The 20,059-nt window shown below is 69.4% G+C and carries 20 protein-coding genes, 2 tRNA genes and 1 pseudogene; 7 read left to right on the forward strand and 16 right to left on the reverse strand.

What is annotated here, in order from left to right; genetic code table 11:
* Nucleotides 1-3 precede the first annotated feature (3 nt).
* The gene (locus ACIG36_RS30795) at nucleotides 4-828 is read right to left on the reverse strand and encodes a BTAD domain-containing putative transcriptional regulator (protein WP_399935018.1); all 825 of its coding nucleotides are present in this window, start codon (nucleotides 826-828) and stop codon (nucleotides 4-6) included.
* 742 nt (nucleotides 829-1,570) lie between these two features.
* Between ACIG36_RS30795 and ACIG36_RS30800 the strand changes: the two genes are divergently transcribed.
* Together ACIG36_RS30800 and ACIG36_RS30805 are read left to right on the forward strand one after the other, a co-directional pair.
* Nucleotides 1,571-1,659: transfer RNA gene (locus ACIG36_RS30800), tRNA-Ser, on the forward strand.
* A 524-nt stretch (nucleotides 1,660-2,183) separates the two neighbouring features.
* Nucleotides 2,184-2,459: pseudogene (locus ACIG36_RS30805) on the forward strand (IS5/IS1182 family transposase); the annotation flags it as partial.
* Between the two features lie 97 nt (nucleotides 2,460-2,556).
* Here the strand turns inward: ACIG36_RS30805 and ACIG36_RS30810 are convergent.
* A complete protein-coding gene (locus ACIG36_RS30810) occupies nucleotides 2,557-3,249 on the reverse strand; it encodes an NADPH-dependent F420 reductase (RefSeq protein ID WP_399935021.1) in 693 nt (230 codons plus the stop codon).
* A gap of 65 nt (nucleotides 3,250-3,314) precedes the next feature.
* Here ACIG36_RS30810 and ACIG36_RS30815 point away from each other — a divergent pair, with 65 nt between their 5' ends.
* Nucleotides 3,315-3,749, forward strand: coding sequence for a winged helix-turn-helix transcriptional regulator (locus tag ACIG36_RS30815; protein WP_399935024.1), 435 nt, complete (start codon nucleotides 3,315-3,317; stop codon nucleotides 3,747-3,749).
* On the opposite strand, the gene ACIG36_RS30820 is transcribed toward ACIG36_RS30815, so the two are convergent.
* The 5 genes from ACIG36_RS30820 to ACIG36_RS30840 form a co-directional block, all read right to left on the reverse strand.
* Nucleotides 3,746-5,410 (reverse strand): pyridoxal-dependent decarboxylase, encoded by a 1,665-nt coding sequence (locus ACIG36_RS30820; protein ID WP_399935026.1) that lies wholly within the window; start codon nucleotides 5,408-5,410, stop codon nucleotides 3,746-3,748. The genes ACIG36_RS30815 and ACIG36_RS30820 overlap by 4 nt on opposite strands.
* Nucleotides 5,411-5,559: 149 nt before the next feature.
* Nucleotides 5,560-6,537: a VlmB-like protein gene (locus ACIG36_RS30825; RefSeq protein WP_399935029.1), complete on the reverse strand. Its 978-nt coding sequence runs from the start codon at nucleotides 6,535-6,537 to the stop codon at nucleotides 5,560-5,562.
* Between the two features lie 93 nt (nucleotides 6,538-6,630).
* Entirely contained in the window at nucleotides 6,631-7,227 is a 597-nt protein-coding gene (locus ACIG36_RS30830; RefSeq protein ID WP_399935032.1) for a flavin reductase family protein, read from the reverse strand.
* Nucleotides 7,224-7,727, reverse strand: a complete 504-nt coding sequence (locus tag ACIG36_RS30835) for a hypothetical protein (protein ID WP_399935034.1) — start codon at nucleotides 7,725-7,727, stop codon at nucleotides 7,224-7,226. The genes ACIG36_RS30830 and ACIG36_RS30835 overlap by 4 nt, the downstream gene beginning before the upstream one ends.
* A gap of 40 nt (nucleotides 7,728-7,767) precedes the next feature.
* A complete protein-coding gene (locus ACIG36_RS30840) occupies nucleotides 7,768-8,904 on the reverse strand; it encodes an acyl-CoA dehydrogenase family protein (protein WP_399935037.1) in 1,137 nt (378 codons plus the stop codon).
* Between the two features lie 323 nt (nucleotides 8,905-9,227).
* Here ACIG36_RS30840 and ACIG36_RS30845 point away from each other — a divergent pair, with 323 nt between their 5' ends.
* Both ACIG36_RS30845 and ACIG36_RS30850 read left to right on the forward strand, forming a co-directional pair.
* On the forward strand, nucleotides 9,228-10,241 hold the full coding sequence (locus ACIG36_RS30845) for a phosphatidylglycerol lysyltransferase domain-containing protein (protein WP_399935040.1): 1,014 nt from the start codon (nucleotides 9,228-9,230) through the stop codon (nucleotides 10,239-10,241).
* A gap of 91 nt (nucleotides 10,242-10,332) precedes the next feature.
* On the forward strand, nucleotides 10,333-10,497 hold the full coding sequence (locus ACIG36_RS30850; RefSeq protein WP_399935043.1) for an ABC transporter ATP-binding protein: 165 nt from the start codon (nucleotides 10,333-10,335) through the stop codon (nucleotides 10,495-10,497).
* On the opposite strand, the gene ACIG36_RS30855 is transcribed toward ACIG36_RS30850, so the two are convergent.
* On the reverse strand, nucleotides 10,494-10,709 hold the full coding sequence (locus ACIG36_RS30855; RefSeq protein WP_399935046.1) for a hypothetical protein: 216 nt from the start codon (nucleotides 10,707-10,709) through the stop codon (nucleotides 10,494-10,496). The two genes, ACIG36_RS30850 and ACIG36_RS30855, sit on opposite strands and share 4 nt — an antisense overlap.
* A 178-nt stretch (nucleotides 10,710-10,887) precedes the next feature.
* Here ACIG36_RS30855 and ACIG36_RS30860 point away from each other — a divergent pair, with 178 nt between their 5' ends.
* Nucleotides 10,888-11,295, forward strand: a complete 408-nt coding sequence (locus ACIG36_RS30860) for an ATP-binding protein (protein ID WP_399935049.1) — start codon at nucleotides 10,888-10,890, stop codon at nucleotides 11,293-11,295.
* A 77-nt stretch (nucleotides 11,296-11,372) separates the two neighbouring features.
* Here ACIG36_RS30860 and serS read toward each other — a convergent pair whose 3' ends face one another.
* The 8 genes from serS to ACIG36_RS30900 all read right to left on the reverse strand — a co-directional run bounded on the left by serS (nucleotide 11,373) and on the right by ACIG36_RS30900 (nucleotide 18,830).
* Nucleotides 11,373-12,656 (reverse strand): serine--tRNA ligase, encoded by a 1,284-nt coding sequence (gene serS / locus ACIG36_RS30865; RefSeq protein WP_399935052.1) that lies wholly within the window; start codon nucleotides 12,654-12,656, stop codon nucleotides 11,373-11,375.
* A gap of 37 nt (nucleotides 12,657-12,693) precedes the next feature.
* A complete protein-coding gene (locus tag ACIG36_RS30870; RefSeq protein WP_399935055.1) occupies nucleotides 12,694-14,253 on the reverse strand; it encodes an MmgE/PrpD family protein in 1,560 nt (519 codons plus the stop codon).
* On the reverse strand, nucleotides 14,250-15,221 hold the full coding sequence (locus ACIG36_RS30875; protein ID WP_399935058.1) for a diacylglycerol/lipid kinase family protein: 972 nt from the start codon (nucleotides 15,219-15,221) through the stop codon (nucleotides 14,250-14,252). The genes ACIG36_RS30870 and ACIG36_RS30875 overlap by 4 nt, the downstream gene beginning before the upstream one ends.
* 61 nt (nucleotides 15,222-15,282) lie before the next feature.
* Nucleotides 15,283-15,371, reverse strand: a tRNA-Leu gene (locus ACIG36_RS30880).
* 142 nt (nucleotides 15,372-15,513) lie between these two features.
* Nucleotides 15,514-16,686: a cytochrome P450 gene (locus ACIG36_RS30885; protein WP_399935289.1), complete on the reverse strand. Its 1,173-nt coding sequence runs from the start codon at nucleotides 16,684-16,686 to the stop codon at nucleotides 15,514-15,516.
* A 17-nt stretch (nucleotides 16,687-16,703) separates the two neighbouring features.
* Nucleotides 16,704-17,921 carry an MAB_1171c family putative transporter gene (locus tag ACIG36_RS30890; protein ID WP_399935061.1) on the reverse strand — a complete coding sequence of 406 codons (1,218 nt, stop codon included), beginning with the start codon at nucleotides 17,919-17,921 and terminating at the stop codon, nucleotides 16,704-16,706.
* The gene (locus tag ACIG36_RS30895) at nucleotides 17,914-18,411 is read right to left on the reverse strand and encodes a ParH-like protein (protein ID WP_399935063.1); all 498 of its coding nucleotides are present in this window, start codon (nucleotides 18,409-18,411) and stop codon (nucleotides 17,914-17,916) included. Before ACIG36_RS30895 ends, ACIG36_RS30890 begins: the two co-directional genes overlap by 8 nt.
* Complete coding sequence (locus ACIG36_RS30900; protein ID WP_399935066.1) at nucleotides 18,408-18,830, reverse strand: helix-turn-helix domain-containing protein; 423 nt, start codon at nucleotides 18,828-18,830, stop codon at nucleotides 18,408-18,410. Before ACIG36_RS30900 ends, ACIG36_RS30895 begins: the two co-directional genes overlap by 4 nt.
* A 215-nt stretch (nucleotides 18,831-19,045) precedes the next feature.
* Here ACIG36_RS30900 and ACIG36_RS30905 point away from each other — a divergent pair, with 215 nt between their 5' ends.
* On the forward strand, nucleotides 19,046-19,906 hold the full coding sequence (locus ACIG36_RS30905) for a hypothetical protein (RefSeq protein ID WP_399935068.1): 861 nt from the start codon (nucleotides 19,046-19,048) through the stop codon (nucleotides 19,904-19,906).
* Nucleotides 19,907-20,059 lie beyond the last annotated feature (153 nt).

Consider the following 20,059-nt stretch of genomic DNA (forward strand, 5'->3'; position numbering starts at 1 on the left):
TGATCAGCCGCTGACGTGCAACTGACGCCTGGGGGCCGGGGTCAGGGGGATGCCGCGGCTCTGAGGATCGACGCTGGTCAGGACGGGGTCCTGTTCCAGGACGGCCCGCTCGTACTCCCGCATGATGGGCGACGGCGTGAGTCCCAGGTCGTCCGACAGCTGGTGGCGCAGATCCTGGTAGACGTCGAGAGCGTCCGCCTGGCGGCCGGCGCGGTAGAGGGCGACCATGAGCTGCTGCCGGAAGCGCTCCTTGTAGGGGTGCTTGACGAGCAGTCGGCGGAGTTCGGGGACGATGTGCTGGTGGTTGCCGTTCTCCAGCTCGCAGTCGAACAGCAGCTCAAGTGCGGAGAGGTAGGACTCTTCGTAATGGCCGGCGGCGGCCTGGGCGATCGGGCCGCCGGTGAACCCGCCGAAGGCGGGGCCCCGCCACAGGGCGAGGAGGGCGCGGGTTTCCCGGGCGATCTCCGCGGCGGTGCCGCGCTGCTGCCTGAGCCGGTCGAGCCCGTTGAGGAAGGTGGCGATGTCCAGTTCGTCGTCCTCGACGATGAGGCGGTAACCGGAGGGGTGGGTGAGGAGCCTGGGCGCGGAGTCCGGTTCCAGGGCGACCAGTTGCCGGCGCAGTCGGCTGACGTGAGCCTGCAGGGCGTTCTCGACTCTGTCCGGGGGGTTGCAGTCCCAGAGCTCGTCGATCAGCGTCTGCGTGGGGACCAGCTTGCAGGAATTTGCTAAGAAGGCCATCAGAAGGGCCCTTTGCAGGGCCCCTTTGGGCCGCAGGGAGCCGGCGGGTGAGCCGATCTCGATTGCTCCCAGGATCCTGAAGTTCAGCATGATGCCTCCAGCGGCGAGAATCCGTGAGTGGGTATTCAGGCACGGTGGCATGAGCACCGTACGAGCTCAGCGGGTTGTTCCCGCTGATCGTCGACAGGTAGGGGGGTGGCTCGGTACGCAGTTGTACGCGTTCCGTACGAACCTTTACGGGAATTGGCGCGACCGGCTCTGGTGGCGCCCGTCTCGATGCGCGAGGCTGGGGTGGTTCCCGGGATCGGCGGGCGAGCGCCGGGGTATGCCCCTGAGCGGCTGTCGAACCGGGCTGCTTGCGTTGACGCATCAGCGGCGACGGGGCCGCGGTGTGTGCCGGGGCGTCAGCCCTCACGGCCTGCGGCGTCTACGGAGTCCGGACGGTCCGTGGCCGAACGAGCCACGGTCGGCTGTCGGCCGACACTCCACGATTGCGCATCCCCCGCACCTCCGTCATATGACCGACCGCCGGTCATCGAGTGGATATTTACATGGGTCGCACATCCGGTCAAGCCGAAAGGAGACCGGACGTGCTGGTTGTGACGGGGGTGGAGTTGTGACCCTGGGAATCTCTTTCAAAGCGGCCACATGAATGGGTCAATACTTATTAAATTCAGGGTCAGTTGTACATCAGTTGTACGTCAGCGGGAGATCAGTGACCGATCAGCGGGTGCTGGCATAGTGGGTGCTGCAGGAAGGCCGGACGGCCCCACTGCGGTCGGGCAGGAAACCGCTGGCACCCCCACGGCCGGCAGGTCTCCGTGCCCGACAAGGAGAGGTACCCGAAGTGGCCCAACGGGGGCTCGAGGTACTGCCTCAGCCGGGCTCCGGCCCGCGCAGGTTCGAATCCTGCCCTCTCCGCCCGTGCCGGCAGAATGCCGGCTGCGGCATCGCGCCGCAATGAGCTGATACAGGACCTCCCGAGCCCCTTTCCGGGTCGGCTCGGAAGCTTTGCTTTCGGTGCCTGATGGCATTTCGACGGACATATATCCTTACCGTCTCCGGTTCCGCCGGACAGGCGCCGGCTAGCCCGCGAGCCGCTCCGCGGCTACCCCTGTGACACCGCGCGTATGCTGCCGTACGGCCGCATCGCCGCCGAACCCGCCGTCGCAGACCTGGACGCGGTCGAGGAACAGCCCACGACCGCCGGGCAGATCGAGGCGGCCGTCGCGCTGACGGCTCAAGCCGGGCTCACTCCCGATCCGACAGAGCCCCCCGGCCCCACGCTGCCCAGAACGACACCAGCGCAGCTCGGTCACGCGATCCGTCGGACACGCCTCAGCTGGAGTAGCAGCTCTAGGCACTGTCCGATGGGTCGCGTGACCAGGCCAGCATCCATTTCGTTCCGGCCGGTGTGGGGCGGGGCGATCTGTTGGACGTGATGCCCGCAACTGATCCCAGTCCTCGAGCGTATCCGCGTCCCGCGGCCCGGCGGCGGTCATCCGCGCACACGCCCCGATCACCTGGGCGGCGACAAAGCGTACTCGTCCCGCCAGAATCGCCGGTATCTACGGCGTCGGCAGATCAAGCACACTATCCCCGAACGCAAGGACCAGCGGGCCAACCGCCGGCGCCGTGGCAGCGCGGGCGGCCGACCCGCCGGCTTCGACAAGACGATCTGCAAACGCCGCAACGAAGTCGAGCGAACGATCAGCGCCCTCCTTTGCTGATTGCTGGCGATGGGGTGCGACAGTCTTGATCGGGTGTCTTGCGGACTGTGTGCGGACTGCTGATGGTGGCACTTGGATACCGGATTCCTCAGTCGTCGACGGCACCGGGGGCCAGGGCAGGGGCGGGGAAGGCGTGGCGGGCTTCGCCGCCGGACCACCACACGCCGATGGCGAGGACCGCCGCCGCCTCCAGCAGCGCCGCACGGTCCAGACCGCCGCACGGCAGCGGAGTGCAGCCCATCGACGTGATCAGCTGCCTCGTCAGAGCGGCGGCGGACGGGGCGTCTGCGCAGAACGGCACGGCCAGTGCCGCACCCTCGAACACCGGTTGCGGCAGGGTCCAGATGCTCTCGTGGCAGATGCCGAACACCTTGGCGACATGGGCGTCGGGCGCGGCCGCCGCGATGCGCCGGGCGGCCGAGTCCGTACCTCCTGCAGTAGACAGGACCGGGCCGTCGCCGGAGGGCGTCATCGGCACCGTGCAGTCGAGAACGGTCCGTCCGGCGAGGTCCGGGGCCAGTTCCTTGGCCAACTGTGGTGCGATGTCCGAGGGTACGGCGAGCAGTACGGCCTCGCCGTACCGCGCCGCCTCGGCGAGGCCGCCGTGCGCGGCGGCCTCGATGCGGGCGGCTGTACTGGCGGCCGTCGCGGTGTCCCGGCCGCCCACCATGACTTCGTGCCCGGCCCGCACCCAGGCCCCGCCCAGCGCCGCTGCCATGGCACCCGTACCGAGAATGCCGATGCGCATCGTCCTGCTCCCGCTCACGTCGTGGAATGTCATGCCCGGGACGCTAGGCGAGCCGATGCACACCGACTGGTAGGCATTGGCCAGGGCAGGATGTCCGCATGGGACGGGGGCATGTGGAGGGGGATGACATGGGCGGGGATCCGTTCGCGGCGGACTGCCGGGCCCGGATCGCCTTCGAGGTAGTGACCAACCGCTGGGACAGCGTGGTCGTCTACGTCCTCGGCGAGAACGGCCCGATGCGCCCCCGCGCGCTACTGGCTCGGATCGGCGGGATCAGCCCCAAGGTGCTCAACGAGGCGCTGCGGCGACTGGAGTACAACGGCCTGGTACAGCGCCGCCGTTACGCCGAGGCCCCGCCCCGCGTCGACTACGCCCTCACCACAGCCGGCACTGCCCTGCTCGACCCGATCCGCGCCCTGGGCGCATGGGCGGCGGCCCATGGGGAAGATGTGCTGGCGGCGCAGGAGCGCTTCCACCGACGCCAAGGCATCTCGGGTGGTTCAGTGGATGGTGACCCATCGGACACGCCCTAGAACGCCCCGGGCCGGCGCAGGTCCTCCATCAGTTCCTCGACGAGTTCCTCGGTGACGTGGTTCATCGTGTAGAGGTGCACGTAGGGGCGCTCCTCGCCGTCGACGTTCAGGGTCTCGGAGGAGAGCGAGTACTTGCGGACGATCTCCGCGTCGGGTCGCCGGAACCGTACGGTCAGTGCCTGCGGGCTGCGGGCGACCCACAGGTCGGTCGCCAGTTCCTTCTCGAGTTCCAGGAGCCGCTCGTGGACGTGGCCGGCCATCCGCTGGGCGTGGGCCGCCTTGCGTATCTGGTCGTCGTAGGAGTTCCTGGCCAGGTGGTCCCACAGCACGAGGGCGGACAGGCCGTTGCGGGAGCCGGCGAAGGTGGTGTCGGAGGAGCCGATGTACTCAGCCGTCCTGGGCGGGATCATCTGCAGGCCCGTGCGCGTCATGAACACGCCGCAGGGCCAGGGGGCGCCCATCCACTTGTGCGCGCTCATGGTGAGGCTGTGAACCTCGGGCAGCCGGAAGTCGAAGACCGGCGGCGCTTCCTCGAGCATTCCCGCGTCGCGGGCCATCTCCAGGAACGGCGCGTAGCCGGCGCCCAGGGCGCCGTCGACATGGATCCAGTAGCCGGGACGGACGTCATAGGTGCTGTCCTGGCCTCGGCCGTGGTGGACGCGGCGCTCGTCCAGGCCGTACTCGGCGCAGATCTCGCGGACGGTGCGGGCCGCGGTGGCCACGTCGTCGTAGGCGCCCTTGAACGTGGAGCCGTAGTTGAGGTTGACCAGGATCGGGTAGCCCTTGGCGGCGAAGAAGCGGACGAGGACGGCGAGTTTGTCCACGTCGATGGCGCCGGTGCCGTTCATGCCTCCGACGGACGGCACCTCGGTCGGCCACGGCGTGCCGGGGCCGAGCGGGTTCTCGTCGGGGTAGCGGGTGCTGCCGACGGTGTGGAAGGTGTCGATGCCCAGGACCCGTACGGCCTTGGTCAGCGAGTAGTGGGTGTCCTGGGAGAAGAACGCCACCGGATGGTAGGCGTTCGGGCTCTGGCCCTCCTGGCGGACGGCCTGGGTGTAGACCACGTTGGACGCCGCCTGCGTGCCGGGCTCGACCTCCCTCTTGAGCAGCCTGCCGGAGAGGAAGTCGCGGGCGTTCCACAGGCCGTAGAGGTTGCCCTCGCTCGACCCCATCGTCAGCAGGTAGCCCCAGTACGAGTCGGGGTCGTCGTCGCGGTGCGGCCACTTGGCGTTCCACAGGGAGGCGAAGTAGTCCAGGACGGCCCGCTCGAAAATCTTGGAGTTCGTGGTGAACGCGCCGGACTGGTAAGGGTCTCCGACGTTGTTGAGATGGCGGTCGAGGTAGTGGCCGAGACGTTCCTCGAGGCTGAGGTCGTTGTTGATCTGGTAGCCGATGAAGTTGTCGGTCTGCCGGTCGACGTAGTCGCGGAAGAGGGACTCGGCCTGCGCGTACTGGTCGGCGTCCAGGCCGCCGGCCGGCAGCTGCACCTTGGCGTAGGGGAGCTCGGGGACCTCGGGGTAGGACTCCCGCGGGTCACCGGCCGGAGCGGACACCCGGGGGATCGTCCCGAGGACGCGGAGGTGGCTGAAGGTCTTCTGCCACGGCGTGTCCTCGGGGCCGAACGGGAGATCGGGCATGTGGTCGTTCACTGATGTCGTCACGGTATGTGCCTTGTCTCGTCGGAATTGTCGTCCCGGACATCACCGCGCGCGGCGACGGGCCGTCGGCAGGGTGCTGTCGGCAATGCCGCCTGCCCGGTCCGCCCCGGCTGCCGGGCAGGCGGGGCGGACCGGGCACGCAGGCGTCGGGATCAGGTCAGGCGGAGGATCTCGATGGCCTCCTCGAGGCCCATGTAGACCAGGCGGGCGGCGGCCATCTTGTCCGTCCACTGCTCCGCGGTCGTGTAGCGCTCCTCGGCCGTGGTGTCGAGCAGGCGGCGGCCGGGCCACACCTCGTAGTCGCCGATGAGGCCGGCGTGCTGGTGCATGCCTTCCTGGAAGAGGTGCTCGCGCTCCATGATGTACTTCTTGTCGGGAATGGTGTCCCAGAGCTTGCGGCCCCGGACGATGATGTCCATCAGCCGCGACCGGTACTCCGGGTGGCGCGCGAGGTGCTCGCGGACGATGGAGCTGCCCACCGTCAGGTGGCGGATCTCGTCGATGGCGGCGCCGCGGGCGATGGCGCTGGCGGCCGGGTCGATGAGGTTCCACTTGCGCTCGCTGAGCTCCGCCGCCGGCGCGAGCACGCCTTCGATGATGATCGTGAAGATGGCCACGCCGCCGATGAAGTCGTCCTCGTCGCGCACCGACTGCAGGGCGAACTCCAGGATCGGGTCGAGGACCTCGCGCTTGTAGTCCACGGACAGCTCGGCGATGGTCCGGTGGAGTTCGTCCCGGGGAACGCCCATCTCGACCAGGTGGTTGCGGAACACCATCGAGTGCCGCGCCTCGTCCATGAGCTGGGTGGCGAAGAAGTCCATCTCGGGCAGCCCGGTGGCGTGCGCCACGTAGTAGGCCAGGGCCTTGGTGCCCTCGGCCTCGGCGACCGACCGGCAGCCCAGCTCCAGTATCTGGGCGTCGCGCAGCGGGCCGTCCTTGCGCATGTGCTCGGGCGTCACCTCATCCGCGGTGTGGCCGTTCTCCGCGCGGTCGCGCAGCGTCCCCTGGGCCACGGCCCGGAACCAGTAGGCCAGGTCGCACTGCTCCGCCGTCAGGTCGAGGTTCATGGCACCGTCGAGGAGCGTCGGTGCCTGGTCCCAGTCGGCCTCGGCGGGGATGGGGAGGGTCATGAGGAGGTCTTCCTTTCAGAGAAATACAGGGGTGAGGTGAGCGGGGCCTTGTTCCGGGCCCGGGGCGCTGTTCCAGGCCGCCCGCCCGTGGCGCTACTCCAGACCCGCAGGGGCGCTGGGTTCGCGCCATCCCTGGCGGCGGACCACGTCACGGAACTCGACGTCGTGGAGGCGGCCGGCGAAGTTGATCAGCGGGCGGCCGGAGGCGGCGCGGCCGCTGACGACGGGGGCGATCAGGAGCGCGTCGGCGTCCCCGACCGCAAGGGTGCCGGTGAGGCGGCAGGCGAGCTGCGCCAGGCGGTCCTTCAGCACGGGGAGGCCGGATTCGGGGTCCGTCTCCCACTTGACGAGGTCGAACTGGCGGGCACCCGCGGGGCGCTGCGGATTGGCGAACCAGTCGGCCAGCAGGGCCTGGCGCGACGAGAGCACATTGATCATGAAGTGCCCGCTCTGTGCGATCAGTCGCGTCATGAACGATTCGCGGCGCAGGCTGACCGACACGGTCAGCGGACGCTGCGACACCACACACACCGTGCTGACGGTGGCCGCGTGCACCGCGCCCTCGTGCGCGGCGGTCAGGACCGCGATGCCGGTGGGCAACTGGCGTGAGACGCTGCGCAGAAGCTGCGCCTCGGCCTCGGCATCAGTAGTGGCGTCAGCTGCGACATCGGCGAGCCGGGCGCCGCTCATCGTCCCGACCCCACAACGCCGGAAGCGGCGGTGGTGGCGGTGGTGGCAGTGGCCCGGGGCTTGGCGAACAGGTTCCGGGAGAGCTCGGCGAACTCCGCGTTCGGCACGGGCTCGAACGGCAGCGCGAAGGGCTTCATGAAGTTGCCGAAGACGCCGCGGTCCGCGCAGAGGTGGATCGGGACGACCAGCAGCGCCCATTCCCAGCCGCTGATCAGGACCCACAGCCCGATGACGAGCCCCTGGGTCAGAAGGCTGTGCATCGTGTTGTAGAGCACGTAATAGGTCTTCGGGATGTGCTTGTCCGGGCTCTTGCGGTAGGCGATGGCGCCGGGGATGTAGCCGATGAGGTCGATGTAGACGAAGAGAACGATCGCCGGGAGCCAGCGGACGTCGCCGATGTGGGCGATGAAGAATCCGAGGGACACCGCGAGTCCCGCGAGGTACTCGGTCCGGTGGAGGCGAACGGTCGTCGGTGACTCGAATGAGTTGACTTGATCCATGGTGAGACCACCCGTCGGTGCTTGTCGTCGCGGAGCGCGGTCAGATCTGCAGCGGGCCGCCGTTGAAGTACTCGACCAGGTGCGGGGACGAGCTGGTCCGGCCGGGCGGGTGGAAGGCGAGGGGGTGAAGGGCCGAGGAGAGGTAGGCGACGTCGGAGGACTTGATGAAGGCGATGCCGCCGAGGAGCTCGACCGCCTGGTCGGCGATGGCCGCCAGCGACTTCTGGACGGCGAAGCGGCTGGTCAGGCAGGCGGCGACCGCCTCCTCGCCGGCGATTCCGTCGCGGACCGCGCGGGCCAGGCCCTCCGTCAGGGAGACGGCCGACTCCAACTGGATCCCCAGGGCCGCCCGGTCGGTGACGCTGCCACGCTCGCGCTCCATGACCATCTCGGTCAGGGCACTGGCGGCACCGACGTAGGCGGAGGTGATCAGCATCTCGAACCAGACGAACGCCGCCGTCTGCAGGTCGTCCAGGCGCTCGGGGTCCTCCGTGGTGCCGCGGATGATCAGGTGCTCGGGCACATGGACGTCCTCCAGCCGGACCTCGTCGCTCTGGGACGCCGCGAGGATGGGGCTGTCCCAGAACGGGTGGACCGAGATGCCCTGGGAGTCCGCCGGGATGAGCAGCACGGCCAGCGACGCGGAACCGTCGTCACCGGGCAGCGTGACGCTCGCCGTCAGCAGGTTCATGGAACGCGAGAGACTGCACGGCTTCTTCGAACCGTTGAGGACGAACCCGTCCTCGACGGCGGTGGCCGACACCGAGGGGTTGAGGATGTCCTGCTGAGTACGCCCCTCGGCCCAGCCCGAGGCGAGCAGCAGGCCCTCCGGCGCGATACGGGAGAGCAGTTCCACCTGCGACGGGCTCGGGGGTACGACCCGGTCGGCCAGGGCGAACAGCATGGCGGCCGTGAAGTTGTGCATCGTCGCGGCGGCCGCGAGCGACGGTGAGTAGGCGCCGAGCGCCCGGGTCACCCGGACGGCCTCCAGAGCGTCGGCCCCCAGCCCTCCGTAGGCCGCCGGCACCAGCAGCCCGGCTCCGCCCTGGGCCCGGAAAATGTCGAGTACCGGGCTTCCTGCCGTCTCCCTTTCCAGCAAGGGGATTTCCGACAGTCCCTTGAGTAGCCCGGGGTGGAGACGGTCGATCGTCTCGCGTGCAAGGTCGAGGGAGCGCATGCGCGGAATCCTCCAGCGTCGGTTCGAAGAGCCGGTCGAACAGATGGGACTCGGTTCTCATATTTCGCGACGAGATCCTGGCACGGTGATCTGACCACCCGCTGACGCCTTCCTGACAGCATTGCCCACGGCACTTCACGAACACCGCGCTGACATCTCGATGACGTCCCACTGACGACTCGAGAGCCATGCCCGCATTGCTATTGATGAAGGCTCATCGCAGGCCGCACGATGGGTTCCGGCCCTTGACCTCCTGCCCCGGGTGCTCGCACACGCAGGAGGTCGGCAGCGACGGACGGCAGAGAACGCAAGGAGAATGATTCATGAGTACACCCACGCGCGACGCGGCCCGCGAGATATCGGTCGACTACGTTCTGGACGCCATCCGCGCATACTCGGCGTCCGAGAATCCGAGTTCATTCCTGGCCGTCAACGAAGGAAACTCATACTTCACGCTTCCCGGCCGACCCGGCGTGGTCGTCTACCGGCCCGCGGGACATCATCTGATCCAGTTCGGCGGGCCGTTCGCCCCGGACGAGTCGTACGAGGACCTCCTGCTCGGCTTCCGCGCCTTCGCCGAAAGCCAGGGCCGGACCGTCAGCTCGATCCAGCTGCAGGAACGCGACGCCCGCGTCTACGCGCGCCACGGCTTCACCGTCAACCAGGTCGGCGCGTCCTACGCCGTCGACCTGAACACCTTCACCCTGGCCGGCTCCCGGTACATGCAGCTGCGCAACAAGATCTCGCGGGCGCTGCGCAGCGGGCTGACCATCGTCGAGGCCGATTACGAGCAGTGGGCGCACGGTGTCCGCGAGATCGACCGTCTCTGGCTCCCGATCAAGGGCGAGAGCGCCCGTCCCCTGGAGTACCTGGTCGGCCAGACCGGCGGCGACATGCAAAAGCACCGTCGCCTTTTCGTCGGCCATATCGACGGCGAACTGATCGGGTACGTGTCCTACTCGCCGGTCTACGGCTCCAACCCGGGATGGATGCACGACCTGAGCCGCCGCCGTCCCGACAGCCCGGCCGGCGTGATGGAGGCCATCAACAAAGCCGCCATCGACGTCTTCCGCGGCGAGGACGTGCCGTGGCTCCACTTCGGCTTCACCCCGTTCACCAGCCTGAGCGACGACAGGGAGGTGGAGGGGCACAGTCTGGGCTTCAAGTGGCTCATGCACTACCTGTGGGAGAACCAGATCGTCTACCCCGCCTCGTCGCAGCTCTCCTACAAGGAGAAGTGGAACCAGAGCCTTGTGCTCACCGAATACGCCGCCTTCACCGGCAAGGCGAGCATCGACGGTTTCGTGAACGTCTGGCGAGCCGCCAACGCGATGTAGCCGGTGCCCTCACAGGCCCTGAGCACGAATTCACACCGGAATCCGCACCGGAATCCGCACCCGGAATTCACACCAACAGAGGAGAATCGGCATGTCCGACGCCAAGCCCGCAGCCGCCCCGTCCACGCTCGAAGCCGCGCAGCAGCGCACGGCGGAGTTGTTCGTCCAGTTGTGCGGTGACCCGGACAACAAGGAGATCGCGGCGGCCGCCGACAAGGCGCTGCATCAGCTGGATGAGCTGCTCGCCGCCCACTAGGCGCCGGGCATGGGCTGCATCAGGATTCCGTGCCGCTTGCCGATCTCGATGAGGCGGTCGACGTCCGGCGGCGCCTCCGACTGGGGCGGCAGCTCCCGTCGTTGGGCCGGCTCGCCTGCCTCGGCGAAGAACTTGTCGATACCACCCGGAATGGGCCCACCGCCCCACACCCACCCCGCAGAACGCCTTCCCGTCACCGCTGTGGCGCACATGGGCGTTCTTCGCCATGGGCCCGCTCCCTTCTGTGGCTGACCTCTCAGGTGTTCCCACCAGCGGGAAGACGGAAGGCGGCCATCCGGGTGTGTCTCCCGGTGTCCGACGGCCTGTGCGGCTCGTTCTTGTCGCGACGGTCCATCTCCCCGACGACTTAAGACGACTGAAGGAGTCCTGATGCGACGAGTGCTCGTGACGGCCGCCATGGCCGCTGCCGCTCTGGGTGTGGGCACCGTGGGTCCGGCCGCCGCCGCTCATGCGGCCGATCTGCCGAAGGTTGCCGACCTGGGCGGTCTGACCGCCGTCGACCCCGGCAGTGTCGGCACGGTGGTGGACGGTACCGCCCGCAGGACGACGGCGCTGGCCGGCGAGGCCGGGGGCAAGGCGGTCAGGAAGGAGGTGCCCAGGGTCGGCCGGACAGGCGGAACGGCCGTGAAGAAGACGGTCTCCACCGTCCAGCGAGTCGTCGGCACGGCGGCGGGATCGGCCGGCGAGGCCGTGGGCGAGACCATGAAGTCGGCCACGGAGGGCGGCGGACTGCCCGCGCAGGGCCTGCGGTCCCTGCGCGCGCCCGGCATCGGCTGAAACACCCACGGTGTGCCGTACAGCGTTCGGGGGCTGCCACCGGCATGGTGGCAGCCCCCGAACGCTGTACGGCCCGGTCAGTCGCAGCGGCCGTCCGCTCCGATCCTGCTGAATCCCGTGTAGGGCACCAGGGCGGCGGGAACGGTGATCGAGCCGTCGGCCTGCTGGTACTGCTCGAGGATCGCCACCACCGTCCGTCCGATGGGAAGGCCGGAGCCGTTGAGCGTGGCCAGGTACTCCCTCTTGGCTCCGCGGCGCACCTGGATGCCGGCCCTGCGGGCCTGGAACGGGCCGCAGTCCGACACCGAGGAGATCTCCCGGAACGTGTCCTGGCTGGGCAGCCACACCTCGAGGTCGAAGGTACGGCGAGCGGAGAACCCGAGGTCGCCGGCGCGCAGGTCGATGACGCGGTAGTGCAGTCCCAGACGCCTGAGGCACTCCTCCGCATGGGTGAGCAGCAGCTGGAGCTGGTCGGCGGCGTCCTCCAGGGCGCACAGCCGTACGAGTTCCACCTTGGCGAACTGGTGCAGCCGGATGAGCCCGCGGGTGTCCCGCCCGTAGGAGCCCGCTTCCGAGCGGAAGCACGCCGTATGGGCGGTCAGCGCCAGGGGCAGGTCGGCGGCGGGGAGCGTCTCGTCCCGGTAGAGGTTGACCAGGGGGACCTCGGCGGTGGGGATCAGGTAGAGGTCGCGGTCCTCGTCCACCTGGGTCCTGAAGAGGTCGTTCTCGAACTTGGGCAGCTGGCCGGTGCCGGTCATGGTCTCCCGCGTCACCAGGTGCGGGACGCTGTACTCCGCGTATCCGTGTTCCTTGGTGTGCAGGTCGAGGAGAAAGCCGGCCAGCGCCCTCTCGAGGAGCGCCCCGGCCCGTACGGCGACGGCGAAGCGTGCTCCGGAGAGCTTGCCGGCCCGTCCGAGGTCGAGGATTCCGGTGGCGGCCCCCAGGTCCACGTGGTCCCGGGGGGTGAAGTCGAACCGGGGGGCCTGCCCCCAGCGGCGGAGCTCGACCGGGGGGTCCTCGGGGCCGCCGTCGGGTGCCTCGTCCAGCGGTATGTTCGGGATGCGGAGCAGCAGGTCCTTCAGCTCGGCGTCCAGCGTTCGCCGGCTGTCCTCGGCCTTACGGATGCGTTCCTTCAGCTCCCGCGCCGCTTCGCCCCCGGCACGGCGGGCCTCTTCGCCTGCCCCCCGCATTCGGCGGGAGATCGCGTTGAGCTCCGCGCGCAGGTTGTCACGCGTGGCGATGGCCTCCGCACGCCCGCGGACCAGTGCGCTGAGGGCGGCGCGGTCGAGGACGTACCCCCGGCGTGCCAGGCGCTGCTCCGCCGTGCTTTCGGGCGACAACAGGGTGTGCGGATCGTGCACGTCGGATTCCTCCTCGGACAGGCGACGGTGTGTCGTGTCACTGGACGGTCAGGGCTTTCTCGATCAGTGGGGCCAGGTCGTCGGGCCCGAAGCCGGCGAGGTCGGACCATGCTTCGGCGATGTCCCGCGGGCCGCCGGAAGCCAGGAATTTGTCCGTCACCAGGGCGCGGTGCCGCTCTCGCAGGGCGGGCCCGATTCCACCGTGGGGGATGGACAGCTCGCGGCTGTGGGAACGGCCGTCGCGCATGCGCACGGTGACGCGGGCGGGCGTCGGTTTGACGGCCTGGGTGAAGTCCTCGAGGGGTGGGCCCACTTCACCGAGGAGGGCGGGCAGGTCGGGCACGTCGTCGCCGCCGAACGCGCGAAGCCACTCGGCGCTGCGGTCTCCCGCCTGGCGGATGGCCTCGCCGACCGGGGCGTCCCCGGTCAGCAGTGCCCTGGTCATGGACGCGTTGTGGACGAGGCGCACCTTCGCGGCCAGGGCCCACCGCTCGGCCCGGTCCACGGCCGGAGGACAGAAGTCCTCGATGGCCAGGTGGCCGGTCAGCAGTGCCGTCGCCACCGGGTACGGGGTGGTCAGCACCATGACTCCCAGGGGCGTGCGGGGCCCGTCGAGATAGGGCTGGGCCTTGCGGGCCGCGAAGAGGGTGTACAAGGACCCTTCGACGACGATCTCTTCCACGTCCTCGGGGCTCCAGTCGCCCATGAGGGAGTGGAGTTCGGCCGCGCAGTCGATGGCCGCGTCGATGCCGGGCCCGCCGGGGTGCAGCTTGAAGGACAGGGTCTCGGTGTGCCAGCGGTGTCCGAGGCCTGCGGTGACGGCCTCGGGCAGCGGGACGGTGGCGAACCGGTCGAGGAAGCCGTCCGGGTGCTCGACGATGTCGGGGGCACCGGTGAGGCCGCCGGCCGCCGCGTCGCAGGCGTCCATGGCCATGCGCACGGCCACGGGTACGTGCAGGAGGCGGGCGTCGCTGCTGACGAAGCCGCGCATCAGGGTCCAGGGGGGCGCGCTCAGGGCCAGTGCCAGGGCGTTGCGCCACTGGTGGACGGGTGCCTTCTCACTGGCCAGGCGTCCGGCGACCGCGCCGACCAGGTGGGTGTGCAGTGCGGTCTGGCCGCGGAAGGGGCCGAGGGTCGCGGACGCGGTGATGCGGGAGGCGCATTCGTTGGCCACGATCACCGCGCGCAGGAGGTCGTGACCGGACAGCCTCAGGGCATGGGCGAACGCCAGCGGCACAGCCACCGTCGAGGGGGCCAGGTGGCCCGCGTACGCGGTGTCGTCGAGGTTCAGCCACGCGCCCGCTCCGGCCAGTACGCGGGCGGACTGCGCGGTGTCCCGCTGGAAGGGAGCGCCGAGCGCGCCGACGAGACGCTTGCCCTCGTTCTGCCGCAGGCCCACGCGGATGGCCGCGATCTGGGAAAGGATCTGGCTCGCCGCGAATTCCACGACGCGCTGCGGCACGTCGCACAGCTGCAGGGCGCTCGCCCAGTCCGCCAGCTCCTCCAGCACGCTCCGCCGGTCAGGGCCGGTGAGGTGGGTGCTGTTGGTGTCGGTGGTGCCGGCGGTGCCGGAGGGCGGGTTGTGGGGCGTGGTCATGCCTTGGTCCCCTGGGGTGCGACGAGGACGGGGAGCACCTTGGGCAGGACGTCGATGGTGATGGACGTGGCGTCTCCGGGCAGCACTTCTCCGTCGTGCTCGAAGCTCAGGGGTTCGCCGTCGGTCCGTTCGAGGGTGATGCGCCTGCCGCGCTTGTAGGTGACGTGTTCGGAGCTCACGTGGGCGCCGCCCTGGCGCATGAGGTCGAGGGCGGTCTCGGCCGGGATGCCGGATCCGATCACGCAGACGTCGAGCAGGCCGTCGTCCGGGGAGGAGAACGGCATGGTCTCGTAGACCCCGGCCCGGTAGCGTCCGCCGCCGACGTTGACGAGGACGGTGTCCCCGGCGTGCACGGGACGGCCGTCGACGAGGACGCGCCCCGGGTAGGGGGTGAAGCGGGCGAGGACCGATGTGATGGCGGCCTGGTAGCGGGCTCTGCCGGCGACGGGTATGGCCAGGGCTTCGGCGGTGGCTTCGGCGAACAGCCCGGTGCTCGCGCCGAGTACGACGAGCCGGGAGGTGCCGGCGATGGTGGCGAGGTCGTAGGTGCGCAGTTCGCTGCCCTGGCCGGTGAGGCCTGCGGTGAGCGCCCTCTGCCAGGGCATGTCCTGCCAGAAGTGCCGGTAGTTCGAGTTGCCGGTGCCGCCGGGCAGGACCAGGAGCGCGGGCAGGCGGGCCCCGCTGTCCTTGGCCTCGAGCAGGCCGGTGACGACTTCGCGGGCGGTGCCGTCGCCGCCGATGGAGACGATCACGGTGGAGCGGTGTCCCGTCTCGTCGAGTGCGCACCGGCGGGCCAGTTCCGTCGCGTGGCCGCGTTCCCCGGTCCAGAGGACCTCCACGCTCCCGGCATGGAGGGCGCAGATGTCCTCGACCTCCGAGAGGAGTTCCTTCGTCGTGGAACCTGCCCGCGGGTTGGCGATCACCGTTACTCGGGGGCGCTCTTGGGCCGGGGTGCCGTTGTCGGTCAAGGAACCTACTCCTGCCTTGCGAAGACGGATTTCGAGGAGAGCAGGAGATGGTCCTGCGAGGCGGAGAGGGCAGGATTCGAACCTGCGTGGGCTTTCGCCCGGCCGGACATGGTTGCCCGGCCCCCGTTGGGCCGCTTCGGGTACCTCTCCCGGGTGCCTGCCCCGGTGACCTCCGGGATCCGGTGCAGGCGCCGCTGGGAAGAACTCTGCCGCAGGCCTCTGACCTGCCACTGACAGCCGGCTGACCGCCGCGCGGGCACGTGCGGTCGCATACGGGAGGGCGTTGCCCGTGTCAGCCCTCGCCGACGCGGATCGGCAGCTGTGTGAGGGCGTGGGACCTGAAGGACGGCCTCCACTGGAGGTCGTCCTCGGAGGTCGCGAGCTCGATGCGGGGGAAACGCTTCAGCAGGGTGGCCAGCGCGATCTGCACTTCCATCCGGGCCAGCGGTGCCCCGAGGCAGTAGTGGATGCCGTAGCCGAGGGCCAGGTGTGCGTTGTCCTCGCGCCGGATGTCGAACGTGTCGGGGTCGCCGAAGCGTGCGGGGTCGCGGTTGGCCGAGGTCAGGCCGAGCATGACCGTGTCGCCGGCGGGGACCGTGACCCCACCGATCTCCACGTCTTCGGTGGGGAAGCGCCGGATGGCCAGTTGGTTGGGGTGGGCGAAGCGCATGATCTCCTCCACCGCGGCCGGCAGGAGGCCGGGGTCGGCGCGCAGCGCGGCGAGCTGCCCGGGGTGGCGGATCAGCGTCAGGAGCCCGCTGCTGATGAGGTGCTGGGTGTTCTCGCTCCCGGTCCACAGGAGCAGGAAGGCCAGGGAGACGAGCTCGTTCTCGCTCAGCCGCTCCCCTTCGTCCCGGGCCGCGATCAGCCGTGAGAGCAGGTCGTCGCCCGGGGTGGTGCGGCGCATGGCGACCAGGCCCAGGAGGTAGCCGTGGATGTGGTCGACGGCTTCGGCCACCTGGCCCGGGTACTCGGGTGCGAGCATGGCGCCCGCCCACCGGGAGAACGGGCGCCGGATCCCGTCGGGGACGCCCAGGAGGTCGCCGATGACGATCAGGGGCAGCGGGTTGGCGTAGTCGGCGACGAGCTCGGCTTCCCCACGTGCGGCGATGTCGTCGGCCAGTTGGTCGGCCACGGCCCGGACCCGGTCCTTCAGGCCGTCGACGTGGCGGGGCGTGAACGTCCTGGAGACCAGGCGGCGCAGCCGCAGGTGGTCGGAGCCGTCCATGTTGAGCAGGTTGTCGTCCAGGGCCGGGGGCAGGGTGAAGCCCTTGTACCCGGTGCCGGAATGCGCCTTGTCGACGGTCAGGCGACGGTCGTTGAGGGCGCTGCGCACGTCGGCTTCCCGGGTGACGAGCCAGACGGGCGACCCGTCGGGGGTCGACACGCGGTGTACGGGGCTCTCTTCGCGCAAGCGTGTGTACAGGGGGTTGGGGTCCGTGAACGAGGCCGCGTCGAACGGCATGGGAAGTGTCTTGTCGGTCACACGGGTTCCTGGGTGGGTGCGGGTGCGGTCGTGCCCTCGGACACTGTGGCGCGGGCTGCGGCGGGTGGGGTGCGGAAGGCCCGTGCCAGCTTGCGCTGGAAGGCCAGCTCGGCCGCGAGGTCCGGAGGGTCCTCCACGCGGGGCGACGCGACATGGATGGCGGGCTTTCTCGCCTGGGCTTTCGCCCGCAGCGCGGCGATGAGCTGGGCCGCTTCGACCACGGCGGCGAGCTCCGTTCCCTTCAGACCTGCCGCCGAGCAGTCCTGGCGGGCGCGTTCGGCCACTGCGGGGTCCATCCAGACGCGAAGGGCCCATTGGGCGTCCCGGATCTCGACGATGAGGCGGTACAGGCGGGTGCGCAGGTCGGTGCCGGGTTCCAGGTGGAGTACGGGGGCGGGCACCTGGGCGGTCACCGCGCGGTGGAGCGGCTTGAGTTCCCAGTAGGCGCGGCGGCATTCGAGTCGTTGCCAGATCCGGCTGAGGTAAGGGCCCCAGTCGGGGAGGGTCCACCCGGTGATCCGGATGACCGCCGAGACGGCGACCGCTATGGGCGCGACGGGCTCCCACGCCTGTCCGTTGGATCCCATCTGGCCGGCGACGATGTCGGCGACCCGGCACAGCACGTAGATCAGGCCGAACGGGACGGCCAGCGAGATCAGGAGCAGTCCGCGTCGCAGCCAGGGGGTGGGGGCGACCTTCGCGTACTTCCATCCCATGAAGAGCATGTCGATCTGGTTCGAGGCGTAGCCGAGCAGATAGACGCTGAGGTAGAGGGGGTAGTACTGGGCGTGTGTGACGGCGAAGTGGGTCGACTGCTCGCCCATGCCGCCGGCCAGGGAGAACAGGGTCGCCATGGCCACGAGGATCAGGGCGATGGCGACGAGCCGCGGGACGGCCTTGCGCCAGGCGACGCTCCGCTCGTGGGACAGGTGCAGGAGAACCACCTGCTGGCAGGCCACCTGCACGATGACGCAGCTCTGGGTGAACAGCCCGGAGAAATTGACGATGCCGACGGCACGACTGGTCGCGGTCCACACCACAGGGGTGGACACCGTGTAGATCACGAACAGGAAGAAGAAGTTCCCGACCAGGGCGACCTGCACGGCCGAGCGGTCGGTGCGCAGGATCCGTAACTTGTACAGGAGGGCCAGGAAGGCCACCGCGGCACATATCGGATACAGGGTTCCGTTCAGGTTCTGCTGAAAGTTATTCATTTCTCCCTCGGTCCGGCCTTTCCAGAGCGGAGAGACGCGCGGCTATCGCCTGCGCCTCCGGTGGCACCGTGAAGACCTGCTCCACGTTCCAGGTGCCGATCCTGCGGCCGATGAGCGACCCGACGAGCTCGGCCTCGATCTCCGCTTCGGATTGGGAGTGCTCGCGCCCCAGGACCCGGCGGACGAGGTCCGGATCGAGCGAGGGGAGCAGCAGTTGGGAGACGTCCTCGGTCATCACGGGGGCCGACCGGTGACCGCAGAGCAGGTGCCCGATCTCGTGCAGGATGACCTGGTGCTGATGGACGGGCGCGAGGAGCTGCTCGTAGACGATGTAATCCGCGTCGTCGAGGGACAGCCACAGACCGTCGGGGCTGCCCAGCGGCAGCTTGAGGGGAAGGAGATGGATGGGCCGCCCGGACATCCGGCTGATGCGCGCGCAGAGCGACTGCACGGAGACCTTCTCGCGCGACGGCAGTTCCAGCGCACTCACGAGCTGCTCGCACCGCTGCTGGAGCCGCCTGTTGCCGGCCCGACGCCACCACACCGTATGTACTTACTCTTCCCGGGCGCCGGAATCCGGGGGCCGTCGCCGACCGTCTCCAGCTCCGCGTTGACCTCGTGGAAGACCTGCTCGTCGAGGAAGTAGGCCAGGCGGCGGATGCCCAGGCTCTGGGCCACCTTCATCAGGGTCTCGATGGTCAGGTTCGTGCCGTCGGCGGACTCCGCCGATGCCAGGGTGCGCTTGGAGACCCCCGCGCGTTCGGCCAGCTTGGCCAGGCTGAAGGGGCCTTCCGGGTGGTGCCGGCGGATGTACCGAAGCCGCAGGGCGATCGCGGCCTTCGCCGCGTGGGCCATGCCCCCGGCAGGGTGTTCCGGTGCTCCTGAGGACGCTCCGTGCTCCTGATTCACCGTCACCCCACCTTCAGTTGCAACATAATGCACCGAATGGGCTGCATGCTGCAACGGTTCGCGGCCGGGCTCCATGGTCCTCGTGCCCACGCACCGGGCCCTGGCGAAGCACTATTCGGCCACTCGGTGCATAACGCCACGGCGGTGCGGCTCTCGCGGTAGCGTCAACTCGGCAGCAAGCAGGGGGAGTACGCGACACACGAGGGGGAAGAAGAATGGCCTTCACCATCGCGCAGGGGCACCCCATTCCGGAGCTGGAGCCCGGAGACACAGGGGCGTTCACCATCGACATCGGTTCGGATGTTCCGATCAGCGGCCAGCAGGAATGGATCGGGGTCAGCTTTCCGGCGGGAGTGACGTTCCCCCAGCCGGGAGGAGAAGTCCGCTACATCGCCGCCGGCGGAAGTGTCAACCAGCCTCTGACGCCCCACTGGGATCCGAACAGCAGGCAGCTGCGATTCCAGCACGTGTTGCACCTCAATGACGGTACACCGGAGCAGAACGGCTCCTACTCGGTCAGCATCCAGGCTCTCCCGGATACCGCTCCGGGGTTCGTGGAGCTGGACAACGCGCTCGAAATCGCTGGGTGGAAGGCCTCCCTGGAGATCGAGATCTTCGGCCCCGCCCAGGGAGGGAACTCGGCATCGGTTCAGCGGCCGGCGGACCGCACCTACTGGGCGTGGGGTGCGGACCGATGGGAGACCAGCAGCGCCGGGACGTACGACCTGCCGGGCGCGAGGATCCCCCTCAGGGTCGGGGGCTCGCCCGCCAGGGGAGCGCTTTTCGTGGCGACGTTCAGCGCGGAGGCCATTGTGGGATCCCCGGACAAGAACACTGCCGTGTTCCTGGACGTCCTGTTCGGCGGAAACCTGCCTCATCCCGTCAGCGGCAACCACCGTTACCTTTCGGTCTCGGGGAACGAGTGGAATTCCCACACCACCCTGCGCATCATGAGGTTCGCCCCGCAGACCGCCCGGCAGGATGCCACCGCACAGGTGAAGGTGACGACCGGGAGCAACGTCGGCGTTGCCGGGATTCAGAACTGGGTGCTGAAGATCGAGCGATACAACCTGTGACCCGCCTGCGGTGAACGTGACCCGGCCCGGGGGGGGGGGGGGCGGGGGGGGGGGGGCGGGGGGGGGGGGGGGGGGGGGGGGGGGGGGGGGGGGGGGGGGGGGCCCCGGGGGGGGGGGGTCCGAGCGTCCAGACGGGCACGTCGGCGGAAGGCG

Source organism: Streptomyces sp. NPDC053048, assembly GCF_044547045.1.
GTDB lineage: Bacteria > Actinomycetota > Actinomycetes > Streptomycetales > Streptomycetaceae > Streptomyces.

Excerpts from the sequence above, each read along its gene's own strand:
- ACIG36_RS30795 (WP_399935018.1), bottom strand. The coding sequence starts at position 828 with ATGCTGAACTTCAGGATCCTGGGAGCAATCGAGATCGGCTCACCCGCC.
- ACIG36_RS30810 (WP_399935021.1), bottom strand. The coding sequence starts at position 3,249 with ATGACATTCCACGACGTGAGCGGGAGCAGGACGATGCGCATCGGCATT.
- ACIG36_RS30815 (WP_399935024.1), top strand. The coding sequence starts at position 3,315 with ATGGGACGGGGGCATGTGGAGGGGGATGACATGGGCGGGGATCCGTTC.
- ACIG36_RS30825 (WP_399935029.1), bottom strand. The coding sequence starts at position 6,537 with ATGACCCTCCCCATCCCCGCCGAGGCCGACTGGGACCAGGCACCGACG.
- ACIG36_RS30830 (WP_399935032.1), bottom strand. The coding sequence starts at position 7,227 with ATGAGCGGCGCCCGGCTCGCCGATGTCGCAGCTGACGCCACTACTGAT.
- ACIG36_RS30835 (WP_399935034.1), bottom strand. The coding sequence starts at position 7,727 with ATGGATCAAGTCAACTCATTCGAGTCACCGACGACCGTTCGCCTCCAC.
- ACIG36_RS30840 (WP_399935037.1), bottom strand. The coding sequence starts at position 8,904 with ATGCGCTCCCTCGACCTTGCACGCGAGACGATCGACCGTCTCCACCCC.
- ACIG36_RS30845 (WP_399935040.1), top strand. The coding sequence starts at position 9,228 with ATGAGTACACCCACGCGCGACGCGGCCCGCGAGATATCGGTCGACTAC.
- ACIG36_RS30850 (WP_399935043.1), top strand. The coding sequence starts at position 10,333 with ATGTCCGACGCCAAGCCCGCAGCCGCCCCGTCCACGCTCGAAGCCGCG.
- ACIG36_RS30855 (WP_399935046.1), bottom strand. The coding sequence starts at position 10,709 with ATGTGCGCCACAGCGGTGACGGGAAGGCGTTCTGCGGGGTGGGTGTGG.
- ACIG36_RS30860 (WP_399935049.1), top strand. The coding sequence starts at position 10,888 with ATGCGACGAGTGCTCGTGACGGCCGCCATGGCCGCTGCCGCTCTGGGT.
- ACIG36_RS30870 (WP_399935055.1), bottom strand. The coding sequence starts at position 14,253 with ATGACCACGCCCCACAACCCGCCCTCCGGCACCGCCGGCACCACCGAC.
- ACIG36_RS30885 (WP_399935289.1), bottom strand. The coding sequence starts at position 16,686 with ATGCCGTTCGACGCGGCCTCGTTCACGGACCCCAACCCCCTGTACACA.
- ACIG36_RS30890 (WP_399935061.1), bottom strand. The coding sequence starts at position 17,921 with ATGAATAACTTTCAGCAGAACCTGAACGGAACCCTGTATCCGATATGT.
- ACIG36_RS30905 (WP_399935068.1), top strand. The coding sequence starts at position 19,046 with ATGGCCTTCACCATCGCGCAGGGGCACCCCATTCCGGAGCTGGAGCCC.